Source organism: Nocardioides exalbidus (assembly GCF_900105585.1).
Lineage (GTDB): Bacteria > Actinomycetota > Actinomycetes > Propionibacteriales > Nocardioidaceae > Nocardioides > Nocardioides exalbidus.
In genome coordinates this window covers 3,400,940-3,422,092 of the sequence record NZ_FNRT01000002.1, presented here as the reverse complement: position 1 = coordinate 3,422,092, position 21,153 = coordinate 3,400,940, and the positions used below count along the sequence as shown (strand labels likewise).

General features: G+C 70.1%; 12 protein-coding genes. 4 read left to right on the top strand and 8 right to left on the bottom strand.

Annotated elements, in window-relative coordinates; all coding sequences use genetic code 11:
• Positions 1–130: 130 nt before the first annotated feature.
• The 4 genes from BLV76_RS16740 to rimO all read right to left on the bottom strand — a co-directional run bounded on the left by BLV76_RS16740 (position 131) and on the right by rimO (position 8,291).
• Positions 131–2,470: a bifunctional metallophosphatase/5'-nucleotidase gene (locus BLV76_RS16740; protein WP_139306608.1), complete on the bottom strand. Its 2,340-nt coding sequence runs from the start codon at positions 2,468–2,470 to the stop codon at positions 131–133.
• Between the two features lie 110 nt (positions 2,471–2,580).
• On the bottom strand, positions 2,581–6,048 hold the full coding sequence (locus BLV76_RS16735) for an ExeM/NucH family extracellular endonuclease (protein WP_090970444.1): 3,468 nt from the start codon (positions 6,046–6,048) through the stop codon (positions 2,581–2,583).
• 141 nt (positions 6,049–6,189) lie between these two features.
• Positions 6,190–6,834 carry a CDP-diacylglycerol--glycerol-3-phosphate 3-phosphatidyltransferase gene (gene pgsA, locus BLV76_RS16730; RefSeq protein ID WP_090970442.1) on the bottom strand — a complete coding sequence of 215 codons (645 nt, stop codon included), beginning with the start codon at positions 6,832–6,834 and terminating at the stop codon, positions 6,190–6,192.
• Positions 6,831–8,291: a 30S ribosomal protein S12 methylthiotransferase RimO gene (gene rimO, locus BLV76_RS16725; RefSeq protein WP_217630498.1), complete on the bottom strand. Its 1,461-nt coding sequence runs from the start codon at positions 8,289–8,291 to the stop codon at positions 6,831–6,833. The genes pgsA and rimO overlap by 4 nt, the downstream gene beginning before the upstream one ends.
• Before the next feature lie 145 nt (positions 8,292–8,436).
• Between rimO and BLV76_RS16720 the strand changes: the two genes are divergently transcribed.
• On the top strand, positions 8,437–9,984 hold the full coding sequence (locus tag BLV76_RS16720) for an APC family permease (RefSeq protein ID WP_090970439.1): 1,548 nt from the start codon (positions 8,437–8,439) through the stop codon (positions 9,982–9,984).
• A 5-nt stretch (positions 9,985–9,989) separates the two neighbouring features.
• On the top strand, positions 9,990–10,406 hold the full coding sequence (locus BLV76_RS16715) for a universal stress protein (protein ID WP_090970437.1): 417 nt from the start codon (positions 9,990–9,992) through the stop codon (positions 10,404–10,406).
• A gap of 5 nt (positions 10,407–10,411) precedes the next feature.
• Here the strand turns inward: BLV76_RS16715 and BLV76_RS16710 are convergent, their stop codons facing one another.
• Both BLV76_RS16710 and BLV76_RS16705 read right to left on the bottom strand, forming a co-directional pair.
• A complete protein-coding gene (locus BLV76_RS16710) occupies positions 10,412–12,031 on the bottom strand; it encodes a helix-turn-helix domain-containing protein (protein WP_090970435.1) in 1,620 nt (539 codons plus the stop codon).
• Complete coding sequence (locus BLV76_RS16705; RefSeq protein WP_175539712.1) at positions 12,031–14,643, bottom strand: FtsK/SpoIIIE family DNA translocase; 2,613 nt, start codon at positions 14,641–14,643, stop codon at positions 12,031–12,033. The genes BLV76_RS16710 and BLV76_RS16705 overlap by 1 nt, the downstream gene beginning before the upstream one ends.
• Positions 14,644–14,870: 227 nt before the next feature.
• On the opposite strand from BLV76_RS16705, the gene BLV76_RS23370 reads away from it, so the two are divergent.
• The gene (locus BLV76_RS23370) at positions 14,871–18,308 is read left to right on the top strand and encodes a M4 family metallopeptidase (protein ID WP_175539711.1); all 3,438 of its coding nucleotides are present in this window, start codon (positions 14,871–14,873) and stop codon (positions 18,306–18,308) included.
• A 75-nt stretch (positions 18,309–18,383) separates the two neighbouring features.
• On the opposite strand, the gene BLV76_RS16695 is transcribed toward BLV76_RS23370, so the two are convergent.
• Positions 18,384–19,253 (bottom strand): M56 family metallopeptidase, encoded by an 870-nt coding sequence (locus BLV76_RS16695; RefSeq protein ID WP_090970431.1) that lies wholly within the window; start codon positions 19,251–19,253, stop codon positions 18,384–18,386.
• 10 nt (positions 19,254–19,263) lie between these two features.
• The gene (locus BLV76_RS16690) at positions 19,264–19,626 is read right to left on the bottom strand and encodes a BlaI/MecI/CopY family transcriptional regulator (RefSeq protein ID WP_090970429.1); all 363 of its coding nucleotides are present in this window, start codon (positions 19,624–19,626) and stop codon (positions 19,264–19,266) included.
• Between the two features lie 106 nt (positions 19,627–19,732).
• Here BLV76_RS16690 and BLV76_RS16685 point away from each other — a divergent pair, with 106 nt between their 5' ends.
• On the top strand, positions 19,733–21,151 hold the full coding sequence (locus tag BLV76_RS16685; RefSeq protein ID WP_090970427.1) for a cytochrome ubiquinol oxidase subunit I: 1,419 nt from the start codon (positions 19,733–19,735) through the stop codon (positions 21,149–21,151).
• The last annotated feature ends 2 nt before the right edge of the window (positions 21,152–21,153 follow it).

Genomic DNA, 21,153 nt, shown 5'->3' with positions numbered 1-21,153 from the left:
AAAGTCCCATTCCAGCGGGGTTCTGACGCAGGTGCTGTGAGGTGCCGCACACGCCGGAGGCCCGGCCGTCGATGACGACCGGGCCTCCGGGTGCTGCGGTGGTGCGGTGCTCCTGGTCAGGAGCGGTGGATCACTTGTTGTTGATCTTGATCTTCACCGCAGCCGACTTCGTGCGGACCTTCTGGCTGCCGGCGTACTTGACGACGACGCGCTTGGTGCCGCTCTTGGCGAACTTGTCGAGCCGGATGAACGCCCGGCCCTTCTTCAGCTTGGCGGTGTACTTCTTGCCGCCGACCTTGACCACGATCTTGCCGGTCACCTGCGAGATGCCGAACGCCGAGGCCTTGATCTTGACCCGCGCGCGGGTCTTGTTCTTGACGATGCGCTCCGGCTTCACGCGGACCTTGAGCTCGCCCTTGGCCTTGCGGATGTCGACCGGGATCGAGAACGTCGTGCCTGTGGTCGGGCCGGTGAAGGTCAGCATCTGCTTGCCCTTGCGGACCTTGCCCTTGAGCGCGATGGAGACCGCGCTGGTCCCGGACTCGTCGTTCTGGGTCGCCCCGATGGTGTTGTCGACCTTGGCCGAGGTCACGCCGGCGTTGCCCACCTTGACTGCGAGGGTGGCGTCCTTGGCGTCGGCCGGCGTGCTCATCGCCAGCGAGGAGAGGTTGAGCTTGAGCTCCTGCCCGAGGCGGTAGAAGCGCGGTGCGCCAGCCGGCCACGACACTCCGACCTGGCGCTGGTCGGCCTTGACCGCGAGCGGCGTGGTGGCCGCCTTCGCCGCCATGTAGTCCACCATTGCCTGCAGGTCGGCCTTGCCGGTGTCGCGCACGGCCGTCGCTGCGGTGAACCCGCGGAAGTTGTCACCGCCACCGGCGAGGAACGAGTTGGCCGTCACGGAGTACTGCGTGGCGGGCTCGATCGCCTTGCCGTTGAGGTACATGCCGGTGACCCGGTTGCCCTCGGGCCTGGTCGGGTCGTAGGTGGCGAAGAAGCCCTCGGACACGCCGAGTCGGAGGAAGGCGCGGGTCGGGACGTTGCCCGATCCGTCACGCTGCCACTGCTGCTCCAGGACGGTCTTGATCTGCGCCCCGGTCATCTTCATGTTGACCAGCGTGTTGGCGAACGGCTGGACGACGGCGGCCTGCTTGTAGGTGACGTCGGCCGGGCCGTTGATGTCCTGGCGGAGACCGCCGGGGTTCATGAAGGCGATCTGGGCGGCGCCGGCCTCCGGCGTCGAGGTGGCCCACCGGTGGACCTCGGCGACGAGGTTGCCGAGGGTGGACTCACCACCGCGGTTCTCGGTGGTGCCGTCGCCGAGCTTGGCACGGTTGAGGGCTCCGCCGACCTTGCCGAGCACCTTGGCGCCCAGCACGTCGGCCTGCGCGACAGCGGCGTTGACCGTCGCCTGCACGGTGTTCTTGGTGGCGACGGCACCCGAGTCGGTGACGGTGACCGTGTTGGCTCGGACGATCTCGCCGCCGTCGAACGTCACCGCGTTGGTGTCGGGGTCGACGGTGAAGAGGAGCTTGTTGAGGTTGGTGCCGTACTGACCGGCCGAGACCACCGGGCGGCCGTTGATCACGTGGTTGTAGGCCAGGTGGGTGTGCCCGGAGATGATCGCGCTGACATCGGAGTCGACTCCGTTGACGATGCGTCCGAAGGCGTTGTTGTTGCTCGACGCGGAGGCCAGGCTGGTGTCGGGGGCACCCTCGTGGACCAGCAGCACCACCATGTCGGCGCCTTGCGCCTTGAGGCGGTCCGCAGCGGCGTTCGTCTCGTTGATGATGCTCGAGACGGCCACGTCGGCGATGCCGCTCGGGCTCACCAGGGACGGGAGGTCCTCGGTGACCCCGCCGATGAATCCGATCTTGACGCCGCCGGCGACCGTGGTCGTCCAGGTGCCTCCGTCGGAGGTGTCCGCCGGGTCGGGGGTGCGGGCGGTCACGTCGGGCAGGGCGTACTGGCCGTCGGACTTCTTGCGGACGTTGGCGGCGATGTACTGCCAGTTCGCGCCGCCCTCGGGGTTGGTGGTGGCGTCGTAGGCGCCCATCACGCGGTTGACCAGGTCGCTGTAGCCCGCGTCGAACTCGTGGTTGCCCGCGGCCGACACGTCGAGTCCGGCCGCGTTGAGAGCATCGATGGTCGGCTTGTCGCGCTGGATGAACGACTCGAAGGTCGAGGCTCCGATGAGGTCGCCGCCGGCCGCGAAGACGGTCGGGCCGGTGGGCGCGTGGGTTGCCTCGAGCTGCTTGACGGCGCCGACGAACTGCGCGGCACCCGCCTCGTTCGCACCGTTGCTGGTGTTGGGCAGGAGACGCCCGTGGAAGTCGTTCGTGCCGAGGATCTGGATCTGGACGGGCGCGGCTTGCGCCGGCGCCGCCAGCCCTACGACGGCGATCGGGGCTGCGAGCAGCCCCGTCAGGCTGGCAGCAAGCGCGAACTTGCTGCCGAATCGGGTTGCTGACACGAGGTGGCCTTTCGGTTGAGTGCGTGCGAGTCGCGTCACCCTAACCCGGTGGGGGTGTCGGGCTCTGCGGGTGCGCGACCCCACGTTGGCGGGGTCGCGCACCGGGTCCTTCACCGGCGGGTGACCGTGAAGGTGATCCAGGTCTTGGCGTCGAGGGTCGTGCCGTCACCGGCGTAGGACACCTTGACGCGACGCTTGCCGGGCCGGTCGAACTTCTTCAGCCGGACCGTCGCCCTGCCCTTCGTGAGGGTGGCGCGGTAGGTGCGCCCGGCGACGGTCACGGTGACCTTGCCGGTCGGGCGGAAGCCGTCCGCCCGCACGTCGACCTTGACGCGGGCCCGGGTCTTGCGAGCGACGACCTTCATCGGGCGCAGCTTTGCCTCGACCGTCGCTCGCGCCTTGCGCACCACGACGCTCACGATGCCTGTCGCGGCCTGGTGGCCGGAGTCGCCGGCGTAGGTCACGGTCAGCCTGTGGGTGCCGACCGGGAGCGACTTCTTCGCGAGCACGACCGTGGCCTTGCCCGATGCGAGCGTCGCCGACCCGAGCTGGCGCGAGCCCAGTGAGACGGTGACCTTGCCGGTGGCGCCGGCCGGGGCGACCGCGACCGCCACCGAGCCGGCCTTGCCGTAGCGGATCTTCTCCGACGTGGCCGACACCGTCGTCGCCACGAGCGGCGCGGCCTTGGTCAGCCCCAGCACGACTGGGTCGTGGTCGGAGGAGCGGTAGGGCCCGGCGGCGTGGAAGTCGGTGGCGTGGTAGTTCCAGCGGCTGTACTCCAGGGCGAGGGACTCGCCGCCGTTGATGTTCCACGTGTCCGTGCCGGTCGACCGGGCGAGCGCCGCCCGGTTGACGAGGATGTGGTCGAGCGACCCCGACAGCCCGGAGAACGAGTAGGAGTACTTGCCGTTGCCGAACTCCTTCTCGACGTCGGCGTAGCCGGCGTCGTAGAGGATCCGGAGCGGGTCCTCCATCGTGTAGGAGTTGAAGTCCCCCGCGAGCACCACGGACTGCACGCCGGTCGAGGTCTGCAGACCGGCCACCCAGTCGCGCAGCGCGGTGGCCTGGAGCTTGCGCGATCCGTTGGACGCGCTCTGGCCGTCGCCGGAGTCGGCGTCTCCCGGGTTGGGTCCGGCCGAGCCCTTGGACTTGAAGTGGTTGACGACGAACAGGAAGGGATCGCCTCCCGCGTCGGACCTGAAGACCTGCCCGAGCGGCTCGCGCGCGTTGTCGAACGCCTCGCCGGCGTCGCTCAACGTGCCGAGGGCACGAGCCTCACCGACCCGGTCGACCTTCGCGGGCTTGTAGATGATCGCGTTGGTGATCACGTCCATCCCGTCGGCCGGGAGCTCGGTGGACGACGGGTTGGCGGCCCAGGTGCCGGCACCGGCAGCCGCGTTGAGCGCGGCGACCAGGCTGTTGGTGGCCTCGTCGGGCGTCTCACCGAGGGTCTTGGAGTTCTCGATCTCCATCAGCCCGACCACGTCGGCGTCGAGCGCGTTGATCGCTGCGACGATCTTGGACTGCTGGCGCTCGAAGTCCTGGGGGTCCCAGGCGCCGCGCTGGTCGCAGCCGCCGTTGACGGTGTTGCCGTCGTCGAAACGGTCGCGGAACGGCGTGCACCCGCCGTCACCGATGTTGTCGTCGTTGGCGTCCCCGAGGGTGGTGAAGTAGTTGAGGACGTTGAACGACGCCACCTTGAGGTCGGCGGTCCCACGCTTGTTGATCAGGGCCTTGTCGGGCGCCGCGGTGCGCGTGTCCTCGAAGGTCGCCGGGCTGCCGGCGTTGGCCGGACCGACGACGGTCGACAGGGGCTGGAAGCGGTAGGTGGGCGCACTGGGCGAACCACCCTGGGTGAAGATCACGTCGCTGGTGAAGCTCGCCCTCGCGCCCACGATGACCGGCGCGGTCGTCGAGATGTAGGGCGGCGTCAGGTTGCCGTTGAGCAGGCAGCCGGTCGGGCGCGGGTTGCACTCGGTCGCGTTGCCCGTCAGGAGGAAGTTCGTCGACGCACCGTCGTCCAGCACGATCGCGCGTGCCGCGTTGTCGGCCTCGACCGCACTGGACGCGGCCGGACCCGGCAGCTCCACCTCGGTGCGCTGGATCAGCGGGGTGGTGCCGGCTGCGAGGCCGACCTCACCGAAGTTGTTGGTCGAGAAGGTGTTGCTGACCGTGAAGTCACCGGTGGGGCGGTAACGCATCCCCTCGAGCGACTCCTTCTGCGCCGCGGAGCGTGGCCAGGTGGCCGTGGTCGTGGTGGTGACGGGGGCAGGAGTCCCCGGCAGCACCTCGATGTCGCCGGGGACGACCTCGACCTGCGTCGCGCCCGCGAACTCGGTCACGGTGCCGGTCACCTGGACGTAGCTGCCGACGGCGGTCGACACGGAGCCGGAGGTCTGGCGCACGAAGACGGCGTCGGACGCGGTGTGCGTGGCGAGGTCGATGTTGGCCGATCCGGTGCCCGGCGTCTGGACGTAGAAGCCGAAGAACCCTCCGGACGGGTAGGCAGCGGTGACGACGCCGCGCGTGATCACCTTCTGGCCGACCAGCGGCGACACGGCCCCGGTGCCTTGCACAGCGGAGATCGGGATGAGCGACGCCTCCGGCGTGATGGTCATGGTGAAGGTCACGTCGTCGGTCGCCGCGGTCGGCGTGGCCGAGTCGGTCACCGTCGCGGTGACCTCGAAGGATCCGTCCTGCGTGGGCGTGCCGGAGACCGCGCCGTTGCCGGCGACCGTCACGCCGGCGGGAAGGCCGGAAGCGGTCCAGGCGTAGGGCGTCGTGCCGCCGGTCGCGGCGAGGGTGAACGGGGTGATCGCGACGCCTGCCTGCCCGGTCCTGGCGCCCGGGTCGGTGGCGGCCAGCGGTCCGGCGACCGTGGTGCTCGTGGGGCTCGGCGTGGTGGCGGCGTCGAAGTCGGCAGCGTTGGAGTCGGTGTCGACGACGACCGCGGGCGTGCCGGCGGTCTTCCGCGAGATCGAGGTGCCGTTGGCGGTCGCGGGCGCGGAGTTGCGGGTGGCCGGCGCGATGACAGCACCCTCGTAGCTCGTGGTCGACGTCCCCCAGCCCACGAAGTCGATCACGGCGGCGTTCGAGATGGTGCCGGTGCCCGGGTCGAGCGGCGCGGTGCCGTCGACGAGGTAGATCTGGCCGCCCGTTCCGGACAGGCTGAGGTTCGTCCCGGTCGTTGCGGCGTCGGGGGTCACGGGAAGTGGCTTGTCGGTGACGGTCGCGCCCGGCGCGGCCTGGACGAGGAAGTAACCGCCGGGCGCGATGGTCTTGGCGGGGAGGGCGAACACGCTGGACGCACCCGGGGTCCCGGTCGACGGGGCCGCCGAACGGTACTGGAGGCTCAGCCCGCCGACCGAGATCGGCACGGAGCTGGGGTTGTGGAGCTCGATGAAGTCGTTGGTGAAGGCGGCACCGGTGTTGCCACCACCGCCGTAGACCTCGTTGATGACGAGGCCCGTGCCGGCCGGGTTGGCCTGTGCCGCGAGGGGCGTCAGACCGGCAGCCAGGACGGCCAGGCCGACGCCTGCCGCGAGCCGACGCGGCGAGAGGGGCGCGGATGTGCGCATGTGTGCTCCGAGTGTGCGGGTGGATGTGTCTCGCGCATCCTGACCCACGCCACCGACACTTGGCGACCGCCGTGGGGCTACTTGTTCCGCGAACGTTGCCAAAAGATCGCCGCCCGTCCTGTCACGACGTGACGGCGACGCTCAGGCAGCCGGGGAGCTGGTCCCGCGCCGCTGCTTCCACACGTCGCGGAAGAACTCGTAGCCCGACCACAGCGTCATCGCCACGGCAGCGGCGAGCATCACCTGTGCCAGGTAGAACAGCACCTCGCCCGTCGGACCGGGCCAGAAGTCGAAGGCCCCGCCGTGGGCGTCGCCGTGCGGCAGCGGCCAGATCAGCCCGGCGAGCGCGAAGGCCTGCAGCACGGTCTTGATCTTGCCGCTCTGGGCGGCGGCGATGACGACGTCCTTGAGGACCGACAGCCGCAGCAGGGTGACGCTCCACTCGCGCAGCAGCACCACGATCGTGACCCACCACCAGATGTCGCCGACGATCGAGAGGCCGATGAAGGCCATGCCGGTGATCGCCTTGTCGGCGATCGGGTCGGCGATCTTGCCGAAGTCGGTGATGAGGTCGTGCTTGCGGGCCAGGTCGCCGTCGATCTTGTCGGTGATCATCGCGACCGCGAAGATCACGAATGCCACCCAGCGCCACGTGGTCGAGGTGCCGTCGTCGACGAGCAGCGCCCAGCCGAAGAACGGGACGAGCACGATCCGCAACGTCGTGAGGACGTTGGCGATGTTGAAGTTCGACGCCTGCTGCTGTCCGGTCGTGGGGTCGGTGCTCATCGGGCGCCCTCGATCGTGGCGACCAGGTCCACGCCGTCCGTGCCGGTGACGGTGGCGGTCAGCAGGTCGCCGACCTGCGCGTCGTCGGCGCCCAGCACGAGCGTCGTACCGTCGACCTCCGGGCCCTGGTGGGCCGCGCGGCCCTCGACCGCGCCGTTGTCGTCGGCGTCGGTCACGGACTCGACGAGCACGACGACCTCCTCGCCGATGCGCTCCTCGGCCCGCTGGGCGTTGAGCTCCTCGACGAGCGCGGTCACGTGCTCGGTGCGGGCGCGGATCTCGTCCTCGTCGAGCTTGAGGTCGTCGGCGAAGCCGGCCGCCTCGGTGCCGTCCTCGTCGGAGTAGCCGAAGACACCGGTGACGTCCATGCGAGCGGCCTCGAGGAAGTCGCAGAGCTCCTGGAGCTCGTCCTCGGTCTCGCCCGGGAAGCCGACGATGACGTTGGACCGCACCCCGGCCAGCGGGGCCAGGCCGCGGATGGTGGAGAGCAGGCCGAGGAAGCTCTCCGGGTCGCCGAAGCGGCGCATGCGTCGCAGCACCGTGGCGCTGGCGTGCTGGAAGGAGAGGTCGAAGTAGGGCACGACGCCCGGCGTCGAGGCGATGGCCTCGATCAGGCCCGGTCGGGTCTCGGCCGGCTGGAGGTAGGAGACGCGGACGCGCTCGATCCCGTCGATCGCGGCGAGCTCCGGGAGCATCGTCTCGAGGAGGCGCAGGTCACCGAGGTCCTTGCCGTAGGACGTCGAGTTCTCGCTGACGAGGAAGAGCTCCTTGACGCCCTGCGTGGCCAGCCACGCGGCCTCGTGCACCACGTCGCTCGGGCGACGGCTGACGAAGGAGCCGCGGAAGGCCGGGATCGCGCAGAAGGTGCAGCGGCGGTCGCAGCCGCTCGCGAGCTTCAGCGGGGCCATCGGGCCGGAGTCGAGGCGACGGCGTACGGCGCGGGGTCCCGTCGCGGGCGCACCGGCGCCGATCTCGGAGGTGTCGGCCTGCACGTCGTGCCCCGGCACCGAGATGGTCGAGGCGTCGCGGTCGACGGGAGAGATCGGGAGCAGCAGGCGCCGGTCCGACGGCGTGTGGGGGTGGTGCACCTCCCCCGCCACGATCGCGCGGAGCTTGGAGGCGATGTCGGGGTAGTCGTCGAAGCCGAGGACCGCGTCTGCCTCGGGCAGCGACTCGGCGAGGTCCTTGCCGTAGCGCTCGGCCAGGCAGCCCACCGCGACGACGGCCTGCGCCTTGCCACCGTGCCCGGCCGACGCCTTGAGGTCGGCCGCCTCGAGCAGCGTGTCGACGGAGTCCTTCTTCGCCGCCTCGACGAAGCCGCAGGTGTTGACCACGACGGTGTCGGCGTCCTCCGGGTCGGCGACGAGCACGAAGCCACCCGCCTCGAGCCGACCGGCCAGCTCCTCGGAGTCGACCTCGTTGCGTGCGCAGCCGAGGGTGACGACGGCGACCTGCAGCGGGGCCGCGGCGGTCAGGGGCTCGTGTTCAGTGGTGGTCATCGCACTGTGAGTATGCCGGTTCGGGCGTCCACTTCCCCCATTCTGGCCTTCCGCGACGGCGCCCTCCTCCGGTAGACATTCGGGACCGGGGAGCGGAGATCCCATGACAGATCCCACATCAGTCACACAGGCGCAGCAGGGCGGGCTGAAGGCCGGGGCCATCGGCTTCACCGACGCGCTCGTCATCGGGCTGGCCTCGACCTCGCCGGCCTACAGCCTCGCCGCGATCATCGGCGCCGTCACCGCGCTCGCCGGGGTCAACGCCCCCGGCATCCTGCTGGCGTCGTTCGTCCCGATGGCGCTCATCGCGGCCGCGTTCCTCTACCTCAACCGCGTCGACCCCGACTGCGGCACGACGTTCAGCTGGGTGACCCGCGCGATGGGTCCGTGGTTCGGGTGGCTCGGCGGCTGGGCGATCATGATGACCGGCGTCCTGATCGTCGGCTCGCTGGCCGACGTCGGCGTGCGGTTCGCGCTCTACGGCGTCGGCGACCTCGTGCGCAGCGATGCGCTGGTCGACGCCGGTGACAACGCCTGGATCCGGATGCCCGCGGCGATCGTGCTCGTGCTGGTGATGACGTGGATCTGCGTGCTGGGCACCGACGTCTCGGCGAAGCTGCAGAACTTCCTGATCCTCGTCCAGGTGGTCTCCCTGCTGGTCTTCGCCGTCGTCGCGCTCGTCCGGGCGACCCGGGGCGACAGCCCGCTCGACGAGCTCACGCCGTCGATCGGCTGGCTGAACCCGTTCGGTGCGGGCGGTGCTGCCCTGAGCTCGGGACTGCTGCTCGGCGTCTTCGCCTATTGGGGCTGGGAGTCCGCGGTCAACCTGAGCGAGGAGACGACGGACGGCGACAAGACCCCCGGCCGCGCGGCCATGCTGTCGACGGTCGTGCTGCTGGCGACGTACGTCTCCGTGGCGGTCGCCGTGGTCGCGTTCGCCGGCACGCAGTGGCTGACCGACAACGCCGGCGAGGAGGAGTTCGTCTTCTACGTCCTCGCCACGGAGGTGCTCGGCGGCTGGGGCTGGATCCTGCTGCTGTCGGTCTCGACGGCCGCGATCGCCTCCACGCAGACCACGATCATCCCGGCCTCCCGCACCGGGCTGTCGATGGCGCGACGCGCGGCGATCCCGCCCGCCATCGGACGCATCCACCCGCGCCACCGCACCCCCGACGTCAGCACGTGGGTCGTCGCGGTGATCGCGATCGCCTGGTACGTCGGGATGTACCTCATCAGCGAGAACGCGCTCTTCGACTCGCTCACCGCGCTCGCGCTCCTGATCGCGTTCTACTACGCCCTGACCGGCGTGGCGTGCGCGATCTACTACCGCAAGCACCTCACCGAGAGCGTGCGCAGCTTCGTGCTCATCGGCGTCGGGCCGGTGGTCGGGGCACTGATGCTGGTCTGGCTGCTCGTGCTGTCCGTGCGCGACCAGTCCGACCCGGCGAACTCCTACAGCGGACAGGCGTGGTTCGGCGTCGGGCCACCGCTGGTCATCGGCGTCGCGGTGTTCCTCGTCGGCGTGGCGTTCATGCTCTTCTGGCGCACGCGCGACGCCACCTACTGGGCCGAGCGGCCGTCGCTGCCGGACCCCGACGTGGTGCACGGCCTCAAGCCGCCGCGCCCCGACCCCGACGGACTGGAGGGCTGAGGACGATGACCGTGCTGCTGGGCTACGACGAGTCCCCCGGGTCGGAGGCCGCGCTGGCCGCCGCGATCGAGGTGGCGACCAAGTTCGGCGAGGACCTGGTCCTCGTCTACGGTGCCGCGCCACCCGGCGGGATGGGCGACGAGGCGCGCGTGCACCGCGAGGCGCTGATGGAGATGGGGCGTACGGCGACCGCGCGCGCCCTGTCGCTCGCGCAGGACGCTGGCATCGAGACCACCGTCCGGCTGGTCGACGCGAAGCCGGCCGACGCCCTCGTGCAGGTCGGCGACGAGCTCGACGCGACCGTCATCGTCGTCGGCACCGCGGGCGACAGCCCCTTCCGCGGCGCGCTCCTCGGCTCCACGCCCCACAAGCTGCTGCACCTGGCCAACCGCCCGGTGCTCTGCGTGCCCGTCGGGCGCTGAGGGAGTCAGTCGACGACGTAGGTCCCCTGCCCGGCGACGCCGGGCTCGCCGACCGCGCGGGCGTCGCCGCCGGCGAGGGAGACGGTGACGGAGCCGTCGGTGGACATCACGCGGACCGGAGGGGACGCCTCGAGCTCGCGCGTCTGCCCCACGGCCAGGTTGCCCTTGAAGACCTCCTCGCCCGTGCCGTCGCGGACGACGACCTGGGCGCCGCCGGACGGCGCCGTCACCACGACGGCGACCGGGTCGGCGGGCGCGGCGTTGCCCGTGCCCTGCGGACCGCCGGAGCCGTTGAGGACCGGGGTGTTGCCACGCACGTCGGGCGGGGTGTCCATCACCAGCCGGGCGATCGACCAGGCGAGCACCACCGCCATCACGACGGCGACGAGGACCGACCAGTTCGGGCCACCGCGGGTGCCGCGGATCGAACCGTTCGCACCGGTCGCCAGCTCGGCCTCGAAGACCCGGCGCGGGTTGATCGGGGCGTGGGCGTAGCGCTCGTCGTACGACGCCAGCAGCGGGGCCACGTCGATGCCGAGCACCCGGGCCAGGGTGCGCAGGTGCCCGCGGGCGTAGAAGTCGCCACCGCACGGCTCGAAGTCGTCGACCTCGACGGCCTCGATCACATGGGGACGGATGCGGGTGCGATCGGCGAGCTGGTCGACCGTCAGTCCGAGCCGGGTGCGGGCCGCGGCGAGCTCCGGCCCGATGACCGGGTCCTCGGCCGGCTCGACCTCGAAGTCGTCGAGCACCAGCGGCTCGACGGGCTCGCCGGCACGGGCGATCGCGCGGACGCGGTCGCCCCACGACTGGGTCTCCTCGACCAGGCTCACCCGGCCGGGGCTGCGCAGCTCGCGCCCGACGGGCTCGTCGTCGAGGTCCGCGTCGTCGGCGGGCACGAAGTCGCGGCGGACCTCCGAACGCCGCGCCACACCGGTCTCGCGGAGGGCGGCGGGCGTCGGGCTCGCGACCACGGGCACCTCGACGACGACCTCGTCCTCGACGACCTCGTCCTCGGTGATCTCGTCCTCGACGGTGGGCTCGAGCACGACGATCTGGCTGGCGTCGCGGGCGACCCGGCCGAGCGCCCCGGTGAGGTCGTCACCGGCGCCGACGACACGCGTGGACAGCCCCAGCGGCACGGCGAACGGGGCGCCGTGCAGCAGCCGGGAGAAGGTGGTGTGGCGCTTGCCCGCACCGGTCAGCTCGGACTCGATCAGCTCGAGGTTGTGCGGCACCACCACGAGGCGGCCGTCGCGGAGCAGGCCCCGGCGCGGCGTGTGCTCGACGTGGTGCACCGCGGTCCACGGCAGGCCGCGCCAGGTGCGCCCGAGCCGGATCCGGATGCCCTGGGCGTCCGCGACCAGCAGCGGCGTGCGCGCGTCGACGAGGCCCACGAGCCAGTAGGCGCCGAGCAGCCCCATCGCCACGACGAAGGCCCAGTCGAGGGCCGAGCCGGACTGGGTCGCGCGACCGAAGTAGGCGATGGCGACCGCCGAGGCGGTCAGGCCGACCCCGGCGGCGACGCCGGCGTGGCGGCGTACCTCCACGTGGTCGGGGACGGCGGCAGGCACCGGGCCTGCGGCATCCTCGTGGACCTCGTGGTCGTCGATCATCGTGCTCATCAGGCTCCCCCCTCCAACGTGGCGATCACGGAATCGAGCTCGTCCGGCTTGACCAGGACGTCACGCGCCTTCGAGCCCTCGCTCGGGCCGACGACACCACGGCTCTCCATGATGTCCATCAGTCGCCCGGCCTTGGCGAAACCGACGCGCAGCTTGCGCTGAAGCATCGACGTCGAGCCGAACTGCGTCGACACGACGAGCTCGATCGCCTGGACGACCAGCTCCATGTCGTCGCCGATGTCGTCGTCGAGGTCGCGCTTGGACTCCTTCGGCGCCGTCACGTCCTCGACGTAGGTCGGCTCGAGCTGGTCCTTGCAGTGCTTGACGACCGCGTGGATCTCGGCCTCGGTGACCCACGCACCCTGCACACGCACGGGCTTCGAGGAGCCCATCGGCAGGAAGAGGCCGTCACCCTGGCCGACCAGCTTCTCGGCTCCCGGCTGGTCGAGGATGACCCGGCTGTCGCCCAGCGAGCTGGTCGCGAACGCCAGTCGCGACGGCACGTTGGCCTTGATCAGGCCGGTGACGACGTCGACCGACGGTCGCTGCGTGGCCAGCACCAGGTGGATGCCGGCGGCGCGGGCGAGCTGGGTGATGCGGACGACCGAGTCCTCCACGTCGCGCGGCGCGACCATCATCAGGTCGGCGAGCTCGTCGACGATGACGAGGAGATAGGGGTACGGCGTCAGCGTGCGCTCGCTGCCCGCCGGGACCTCGACCTTCCCGGCCCGGACGGCCTTGTTGAAGTCGTCGATGTGGCGGAAGCCGAAGTTGGCCAGGTCGTCGTAGCGCATGTCCATCTCGCGCACGACCCAGGCCAGCGCCTCGGCGGCCTTCTTCGGGTTCGTGATGATCGGCGTGATCAGGTGCGGCACGCCCTCGTAGGCGTTGAGCTCGACCCGCTTCGGGTCGACCATGATCATCCGCACCTCGTCGGGCGTGGAGCGCATCAGGATCGAGGTGATCAGCGAGTTGATGAACGACGACTTTCCCGAGCCGGTGGCTCCGGCGACGAGGAGGTGCGGCATCTTGGCCATGTTGGCCACCACGAAGCCGCCCTCGACGTCCTTGCCGAGTCCCGCCACCATCGGGTGGTGGTCCGAGCGGGCCGTGGTGGACCGGAGCACGTCGCCGAGGGAGACGATCTCCTTGTCCGTGTTGGGGATCTCGATGCCGATCGCCGACTTGCCGGGGATCGGGCTGAGGATCCGCACGTCGGCGGAGGCGACGGCGTAGGCGATGTTCTTGGACAGCGCCGTGACCTTCTCCACCTTGACCGCCGGGCCGAGCTCGACCTCGTAGCGGGTGACGGTCGGGCCGCGGGTGTAGCCGGTGACCGTGGCGTCGATGCCGAACTCGTCCATCACCTGCATGAGTCGCTCGACGACCGCGTCGCTCGCCTTCGACCGCGCCTTGTGCACCGAACCGGGCTTGAGCGCGGAGTTGTCGGGGAGCGAGTACGTGATGTCGCCGGACAGAGCGAGCTGCTCGACGCGCGCGGGGAGCGGGGTGTGCGGCGGCGGCTCGACCTTGCCGGTGTCGTCCTTGCCCACGGCGGGCGTGACCTCGGTCGGCGCGTCGGCGCCGATCGGGTCGGCGAAGAGGTCGATGCCGTAGTCCTCGCTCGGCTCCTCCGCGCCGTCGAGCACGGGCTTCTTCCGCCGACGCTTCTTGAGCTCGCGGTCCGACAGGACCGGGCTGTCGTAGGCGGGGTCGCCCATGTCGGGGTCGACGTCCTCGTCGAGCATCGAGCGGCGGCGGGCGCGCACCGGCTTCGTCGGCTCGTCCGCGGCGGCCTCCTCGACTGAGGTGCGGCCGAGGGCCTTGTCACGCAGCGCGGCGAGCTTGACCGGGATCTGGTAGACCGGCGTGGCGGTGATGATCAGGATGCCGAAGACGGCGAGCAGCACCAGGAGCGGAACGACGACGTAGGGCGTCTGCATGAGGTCGAGCAGCAGGCTCGAGGTGACGTAGCCGACCGCTCCCCCGGCCTCCTGGAGGTTGGAGGCGTCGCCCAGGACGGGCTGTGGGTTGCCGTTGGCGATGTGCACGATGCCGAGCAGGCCGAGGCCGAAGGCGACCCAGCCGATCACCTGGCGGCCCACCGGACCGTTGCGCTCGGGGTCGCGCAAGGTGCGCCAGCCGGCGTAGACGAGGAAGAGCGGGACGAACCAGCCGACCTTGCCCACCGCGCCGGCGGTGACGGAGCGGGCGAGCTCCATGACGCCACCGGGGAGCTGCCACCACACGGCGGCGGCGACGACCATCGCGACGCCGATGAGGAACAGGCCGGCACCGTCGCGACGGTGCTCGGGGTCGAGGTCACGCGCGGACTGCCCGATCGACCGGGCGACCGCGCCGAGGCCGTGGGCGATGCCCAGCCACACGGCGGCGACGCCGCGGAAGAGCGCGCCGAAGGACCGTGCCACCGGACCCTGCCCGCTGCGCACGGCGCGCGGGGCAGGGCGCGAGGACGCGCTCGATCGGCTCCGGCCCTTCGCAGTGCTGCGAGGGGCCGGGCGCTTGCTGGTACTCCGTGATCGGGTGCTCGAACCCTTCTTGGACGTGCTCGAGCTCCGCGACCCCGGCGGGGAAGACGTACGGGTCGCCATGGTCCGAACCCTACGGCGCAGTCACACCAGTCACACGGATCACACGAGTGCGTGTCGCACGCGAGTGCGTCCAGCGGCCGTGCCGAGCGCCGCAGATCTTCCCGCCGGATGTTTCGATGACGAAAAATCGAACGCAGGGGGGTTCCTGACCGAACGGACGGTGCCTAGGGTGAGCCGGGTCACCCCACTATTCGGGTCGGGGCGAACCACTCATGGAGGAAGACCACGTGAAGCTCCTCAACAGGGGGCTTGCACTCGCAGTCGTAGGGGCGGGCCTGGCGGCCCTTCCCACGCTCGGGATGCAGGCATCAGCGGCACCCAGTGCCGACGCATCGCTGCTCTCGCAGTTGCGCAACCAGGCCGACAGGTCTGTCACTGTCACCGACCAGGCGGCATCGGGCGAGATCGGCTTCGTCCGGACGAAGGGCGACCTGATGCCCGCTCGCCAGGCCTCTGACGCGACGAGTGCCGGCGCCAAGGCCGACGCCTACGTCGACAAGTACGCCTCTCTCTTCGGTGCCAGGTCCGGCGAGTTGACCCAGACCGGCGTCTCGACGACGCCCTACGGGTGGACCGTCTCCTACCAGCAGTCCTACAAGGGCGTTCCCGTGTGGGCCGGCGAACTGAAGGCCCATGTTGCCGACGACGGCGACCTCACCGCGGTCACGGGCTTCGCAGCACCCGACCTGTCCCTCAGCGTGACACCGGCGAAGTCGGCCACCGCCGCCGCCGAGCGCGCGGTCATGGTCGTCAAGGGCGACCCGGCCACGAAGGAGGACGGCAGCGTCGTCTCCACCGAGGGCGTCAAGGCCGTGTCCAACAACCTCGTGATCTACCGCGAGGGCGTCGTCAAGGGCGAGCAGGGCAAGGCTGTCCTGGCCTACGACCTCGAGGTGTCCAACGTCACCAAGGACAGCGGCTCGATCCGCGACCGGGTCATCCTGGACGCGAACACCCTCAAGCCCATCAACCGCTTCTCGATGATGGCCGACGACCTCGACCGCGAGCTCTACACGACGAACTACGACCCGGACGACCCGGCCCACGACGGGGACGCGCCCGGCGAGGTCGCCGTATCCCCTGTCTGGGCAGAGGGCGACGACCCGTCGGTCATGAACCAGGACCAGCAGAACCTGATGGACTCCTCCGCCGAGTCGTACTGGATGCACTTCAACACGTGGGGCATTGACTCCTACGACAACGAAGGCGGTACCCGGACCACACTGCACAACCGTCCGGACGCCTGCCCGAACGCCTCGTGGAACGGCTCCTACACCAGCTACTGCGACGGCGTCTACGCCGACGACGTCGTGGCGCACGAGTGGGGACACGCCTACACCGAGTACCAGACCGGCCTGATCTACCAGTGGCAGTCAGGTGCCCTCAACGAGGCCTACTCCGACATCTGGGGGGAGACCGTCGACCTGCTCAACGGCCGCGAGGACGAGGGCGAGGGCAACCTGACCACGAAGCGCCCCGACGGGCTGTGCTCCACCCACACGCGTGGGGGCGTGACCGCAACGATCAACTCGCCGGCAGCTGTGGCCGGGGACTGCGCGAGCGCGGCACCTGCTGCATTCGGCCCTCAGTTCACGCCCTCGGGCGTCACTGCGGACGTCGTGGTGGCCACCGACGCATCGGACCAGGCTGGTCCGAGCACCACAGACGGGTGTTCGACCATCACCAACGCAGCGGCTCTGGCGGGCAAGTGGGCCTACGTCGACCGTGGCACCTGCGCGTTCGCGCTCAAGGTCAAGAACGTGCTTGCCACTGACGCAACCGGCATCGTCTTCGGCAACACCGGGCCCGGCGCTGTCTCGGTGTCCGGCAACTACCCGGACATCTACGGCGTGATGGTCAGCCAGGCCGACGGCACCCGCATCAAGTCCGCAGGCGCCGTGTCGCTGACGGTCAAGGAGCAGCCGCGAAACGCGTTCGACTCCTACCGCTGGTTGATCGGTGAGAAGTCTCCGGCCTTCGGCGGCGCGATCCGCGACATGTGGAATCCGACGTGCTACGGCGACCCGGGCAAGGTCTCGGACGCTGAGTACTACTGCACGTCCGACGACAACGGCGGTGTCCACGGCAACTCGGCCGTGCCCAACCACGGCTACGCCCTGCTCGTCGACGGAGGTACCTACAACGGCCAGACGGTTCGCGGACTGGGAATCGACAAGGCTGCGAACATCTACTTCTACGCCCAGAACTACATGGGCCCGACGTCGGACTTCGTGGACCACGCCGACTCTCTCGAGCAGGCCTGCTCGGACCTGACCGGCGAGCCCATCAACGAGCTGACCGTCACCCAGGACGCCGAACCCGGCCTCGCCGACGAGATCACGGCCGACGACTGCGCCCAGGTGACCAAGGTGGTGGCGGCCGTCGAGCTGCGCACCGACCCGACCGTCCAGTGCCAGTGGAAGCCGCTGCTCGATAAGGGCCCCGCGCCGACTCTGTGCGGTGAGGGAACCACGAGCCGGGTCGTCTTCAGCGACAACTTCGACTCCGGTATCTCTGCCTGGACCGATAGCTCCGAGGGTGAGAACCACTACCCGTGGCGCTCCACCGCTGTCTACCCGGGGCGCGACAACGTCGGTCGCGTTGCCTTCGGTGCCGACCCCGACGCCGGTGACTGCGCTGCCAACGACATCTCGAGCAGCGACGCCATCACCAGCCCGGCGATCCTGGTGCCGTCCGGAAAGGCACTGCGTCTCTCGTTCGACCACTACGTCTCCACGGAGGCGGGCTACGACGGTGGCAACGTGAAGCTGAGCGTCAACGGAGGTGACTTCGCCCCGATCCCGGCATCGGCATACGTGTTCAACGCACCGAACACGACGCTGACCAACGACGGGACGAACACCAACCCGCTCGCGGGCGAGCCCGGCTTCAGCGGGACCAACCCGGGCCGAGCGACCGGCTCCTGGGGCAACTCGCAGGTCAACCTCGAGGCGGCCGGCGCCAAGGTCGGCGACACCATCCAGATCCGCTTCGACATGGGCCGTGACGGATGCGGCGGCGTCGACGGATGGTACGTCGACAACGTGTCGGTGACGGTCTGCGACGACACCAACACCACGGTCACGGCGATCCACACCCCCGAGCCGTCCGAGTTCGGTACGGCGTCGAAGATCGACGTCACGGTGGCCGCGACGACAGGTACCCCGACCGGCTCGGTCGACGTGCTCAAGGCCGACGGCACCAAGCTCGGATCGGCTGCCCTGAGCGGCGGCAAGGCATCTGTCGCACTGCCGGCGGACCTGCCTGTCGGGACCCACGTCCTGACGGTCAACTACACAGGCAACGGCGGGTTTAAGGCCTCGTCCGGCACCGTCAAGGTGACGGTGAAGGACAAGGTGACACCGCCGTCCGAGCCGAAGGCGAAGTCGAAGACCGACGCCAAGATCGTCCCGGCCAAGCCGAAGTTCCGCGAGGACTTCAAGGTGGTCGTGAAGGTCAAGGCGAAGGGCGAGAAGCCGAAGGGCAAGGTCGTCGTCAAGATCGACGGCAAGAAGGTCGCGACCAAGAAGCTCAAGAAGGGCCGACTGGTGCTGATGGTGCGCAAGGACTACGCCATCGGCAAGCACAAGCTCGTCGTGACCTACAAGGGCAGCAAGGACGTGAGGAAGAGCAAGGAGAAGATGACGTTCAGGGTCGTTCGCTGACCTCGGACGACAGCTGAGCAGCACCACCCGGAGGCCCCTGCGGAGCGATCCGCCGGGGCCTTCGGCGTGCCGCTGCTAGTCCCGCAGCCCCGTCAGCCAGGGCAGCACGACCAGGACCGTGGGGAGCGCCAGGATCGCCGCCGCGAGCACCACCGCGGAGACCGACTGGAGCCGGTGCGGCTCGTCGTCACGGAGCACCTCGACGCGCGCCACCAGTGACGACCCGGCCGAGCCCAGCGAGCCCGCGGGCGCCGCCGAGCCCGCGAGCGTGACCAGCGCGGCCAGGAGCGCGCGCCGGTCGCCGGAGCGTACGGCGGCGCGGTCGGCGAGGACCTCCACCAGCACCTCGACCTCGTGCTGGGCGGCACCGCTCGCGACCCAGCGCGGGAAGGCACGGTGCAGCACGGCGAAGGCCTCGAGGACCAGGTCGTGACGCGCGCGCAGGTGCGAGCGCTCGTGGTCGAGGACGGCACCGAGCTCGTCGGGCGTGAGGCGGGTGAGCGTCGAGCGGGAGACGACGATCCGCGAGCCGGTCATCCCGGGCACGCAGTAGGCGACCGGCAGGTCGTGCTCTAGCACCGACACTCCCCCGTCGACGCGGGCCACGAGGTCGACGCGCTCGCGGTGGCGCCGGCGCATCCGTCGCAGCTCGGTGCCGGTGCGGTGCGCGCTGAGGAGCAGCCGGGCCAGGACGATCAGCGTCAACGCCCCGGCGAGGACGGCGACGACGAGGTCGGCGGTCGCGATCGGCGGGGTCCAGAGCCGGTCGGTCGCCAGCGAGAGCCCGGCGCCGAGGGCCGCCAGGACGGCGGCAAGCGCGGTGCTCTGCCACAACAGCATCGCCGCGGCCGGCGTACGTCTCAGGCGCGACCAGCGCGACAGCAGCGAGGGGAAGGGTCCGGCCAGCAGCACGGCGAGTGCCCCCAGCAGGACAGGGGTGAGCACGGGCAGCCCGTCAGGTCAGGTCGGCGAGGGCGCGCCGCAGGGCGGCGAGGTCGTCGGCGCTGGCCTCGCCGACGAACGACACGAGGGCCTGGTCGCGGTCGGCGCCGGTGCCCTGGAGCGCCTCGTGCATGAGGTCGGCGGTCATCGCGGCCCGGCTGCGGCGCGGTGCGTAGCGGAAGGCGCGGCCGTCGCGCTCGCGGGCGACGACGTCCTTGGCGACCAGCCGGTCGAGCACCGTCATCACGGTCGTGTAGGCGAGGTCGCGGTCGGCGAGGCGCTCGTGGACCTGCCGGCCGCTGGCGGGACCGGCGCTGTCCCAGAGGGTCTCCAGCACGGCCTGCTCCAGCTCACCCATGCGCGACCTCGGACTCATGGCGGGAAGTCTAGGCCACTTCGCCACGAACTACGACACGGCGTAGTATCTACTACAAGTCGTAGTAATCCCTCCTCGATCAACACTCGTGCTCCGAAGGGTCGCCATGGAAGTCCTCGACATCGCTCGCTGGCAGTTCGGGATCATCACCGTCTACCACTTCCTCTTCGTCCCGCTCTCCATCGGACTGACCGCCGTCATCGCCGGCCTGGAGACCGCGTGGGTGCGCACCCGCAACGAGGACTACCTCCGGCTGACGAAGTTCTTCGGCAAGCTCTTCCTCATCAACTTCGCCATCGGCGTGGTGACCGGGATCGTGCAGGAGTTCCAGTTCGGGATGAACTGGTCGGACTACTCCCGCTTCGTCGGCGACGTGTTCGGCGCACCGCTCGCGATCGAGGGCCTGCTGGCCTTCTTCATGGAGTCGACCTTCCTCGGCCTGTGGATCTTCGGCTGGGACAAGCTCCCCCGGGGCCTGCACGCGGCCTGCATGTGGACCGTGCACGTGGGCACGCTCGCCTCGTCGTGGTTCATCCTCGCGGCCAACTCGTGGATGCAGCACCCGGTCGGCTACCGCTTCAACGAGGAGTCGGGTCGCGCCGAGCTCACCGACTTCTGGGCGGTGATGTTCAACAAGGTCCAGCTGGTGACGTTCCCGCACGTGATCTTCGCCGCCTACATGACCGCCGGCGCCTTCCTGCTCGGCGTCTCGGCGTACCTCTACATGAGGCGGAAGCACGAGGCCGACCGCCCGATGTACCACCGGGCCATCCGCATCGGCGCCGCGATCACCCTGCTGGCGGGCATCGGCGTGGCCGTCACCGGCGACCTCCAGGGCAAGGTGATGACCGAGGTCCAGCCGATGAAGATGGCGGCCGCCGAGGGGCTCTACGAGACCAGCGAGGGCTGTGCACCGTTCTCGGTCCTCACGGTCGGCACGCCCGACGGTGAGCACGAGAAGTTCGCGATCACGGTGCCGTGCCTGCTGTCCTTCCTCGGCACCGGCTCCTTCGACGGCACGGTGCAGGGCATCAACCCGCTCAAGGAGGAGTACTCCCAGACCTACGGCGAGGCCGACTACACGCCCGTCATCCCGGTGACCTACTGGTCCTTCCGCTTCATGATGGGCCTCGGCATGTTCGCCGCCGCGGGCGCCGCGCTGATCCTGTGGCTGACCCGCAGGGGGCGTACGCCGTCGGTGCGGTGGGTGGGCTGGCTCGGGCTGTCGCTGCCGATCGCGACCACGCTGGCCTCCTCGTGGGGCTGGATCTTCACCGAGATGGGCCGCCAGCCCTGGGTGGTGTTCGGCCTGATGCGCACCGAGGACGCCGTCTCCCCCGGCGTCTCGGTCTTCGAGGCCGCCACCTCGCTGATCGTGCTGACGCTCCTCTACGCCGTCCTGTTCGTGATCGAGATGAAGCTCCTCGTCACCTACATCAGGAAGGGCGCCGACCCCTTCGTCGAACCGCCGGACGTCACGGTCGGCGGCGCCGACGACGACCGTCCCCTGACCTTCGCCTACTGACC

Excerpts from the sequence above, each read along its gene's own strand:
- BLV76_RS16735 (WP_090970444.1), bottom strand. The coding sequence starts at position 6,048 with ATGCGCACATCCGCGCCCCTCTCGCCGCGTCGGCTCGCGGCAGGCGTC.
- pgsA (WP_090970442.1), bottom strand. The coding sequence starts at position 6,834 with ATGAGCACCGACCCCACGACCGGACAGCAGCAGGCGTCGAACTTCAAC.
- BLV76_RS16720 (WP_090970439.1), top strand. The coding sequence starts at position 8,437 with ATGACAGATCCCACATCAGTCACACAGGCGCAGCAGGGCGGGCTGAAG.
- BLV76_RS16715 (WP_090970437.1), top strand. The coding sequence starts at position 9,990 with ATGACCGTGCTGCTGGGCTACGACGAGTCCCCCGGGTCGGAGGCCGCG.
- BLV76_RS16710 (WP_090970435.1), bottom strand. The coding sequence starts at position 12,031 with ATGAGCACGATGATCGACGACCACGAGGTCCACGAGGATGCCGCAGGC.
- BLV76_RS16705 (WP_175539712.1), bottom strand. The coding sequence starts at position 14,643 with ATGGCGACCCGTACGTCTTCCCCGCCGGGGTCGCGGAGCTCGAGCACG.
- BLV76_RS16690 (WP_090970429.1), bottom strand. The coding sequence starts at position 19,626 with ATGAGTCCGAGGTCGCGCATGGGTGAGCTGGAGCAGGCCGTGCTGGAG.
- BLV76_RS16685 (WP_090970427.1), top strand. The coding sequence starts at position 19,733 with ATGGAAGTCCTCGACATCGCTCGCTGGCAGTTCGGGATCATCACCGTC.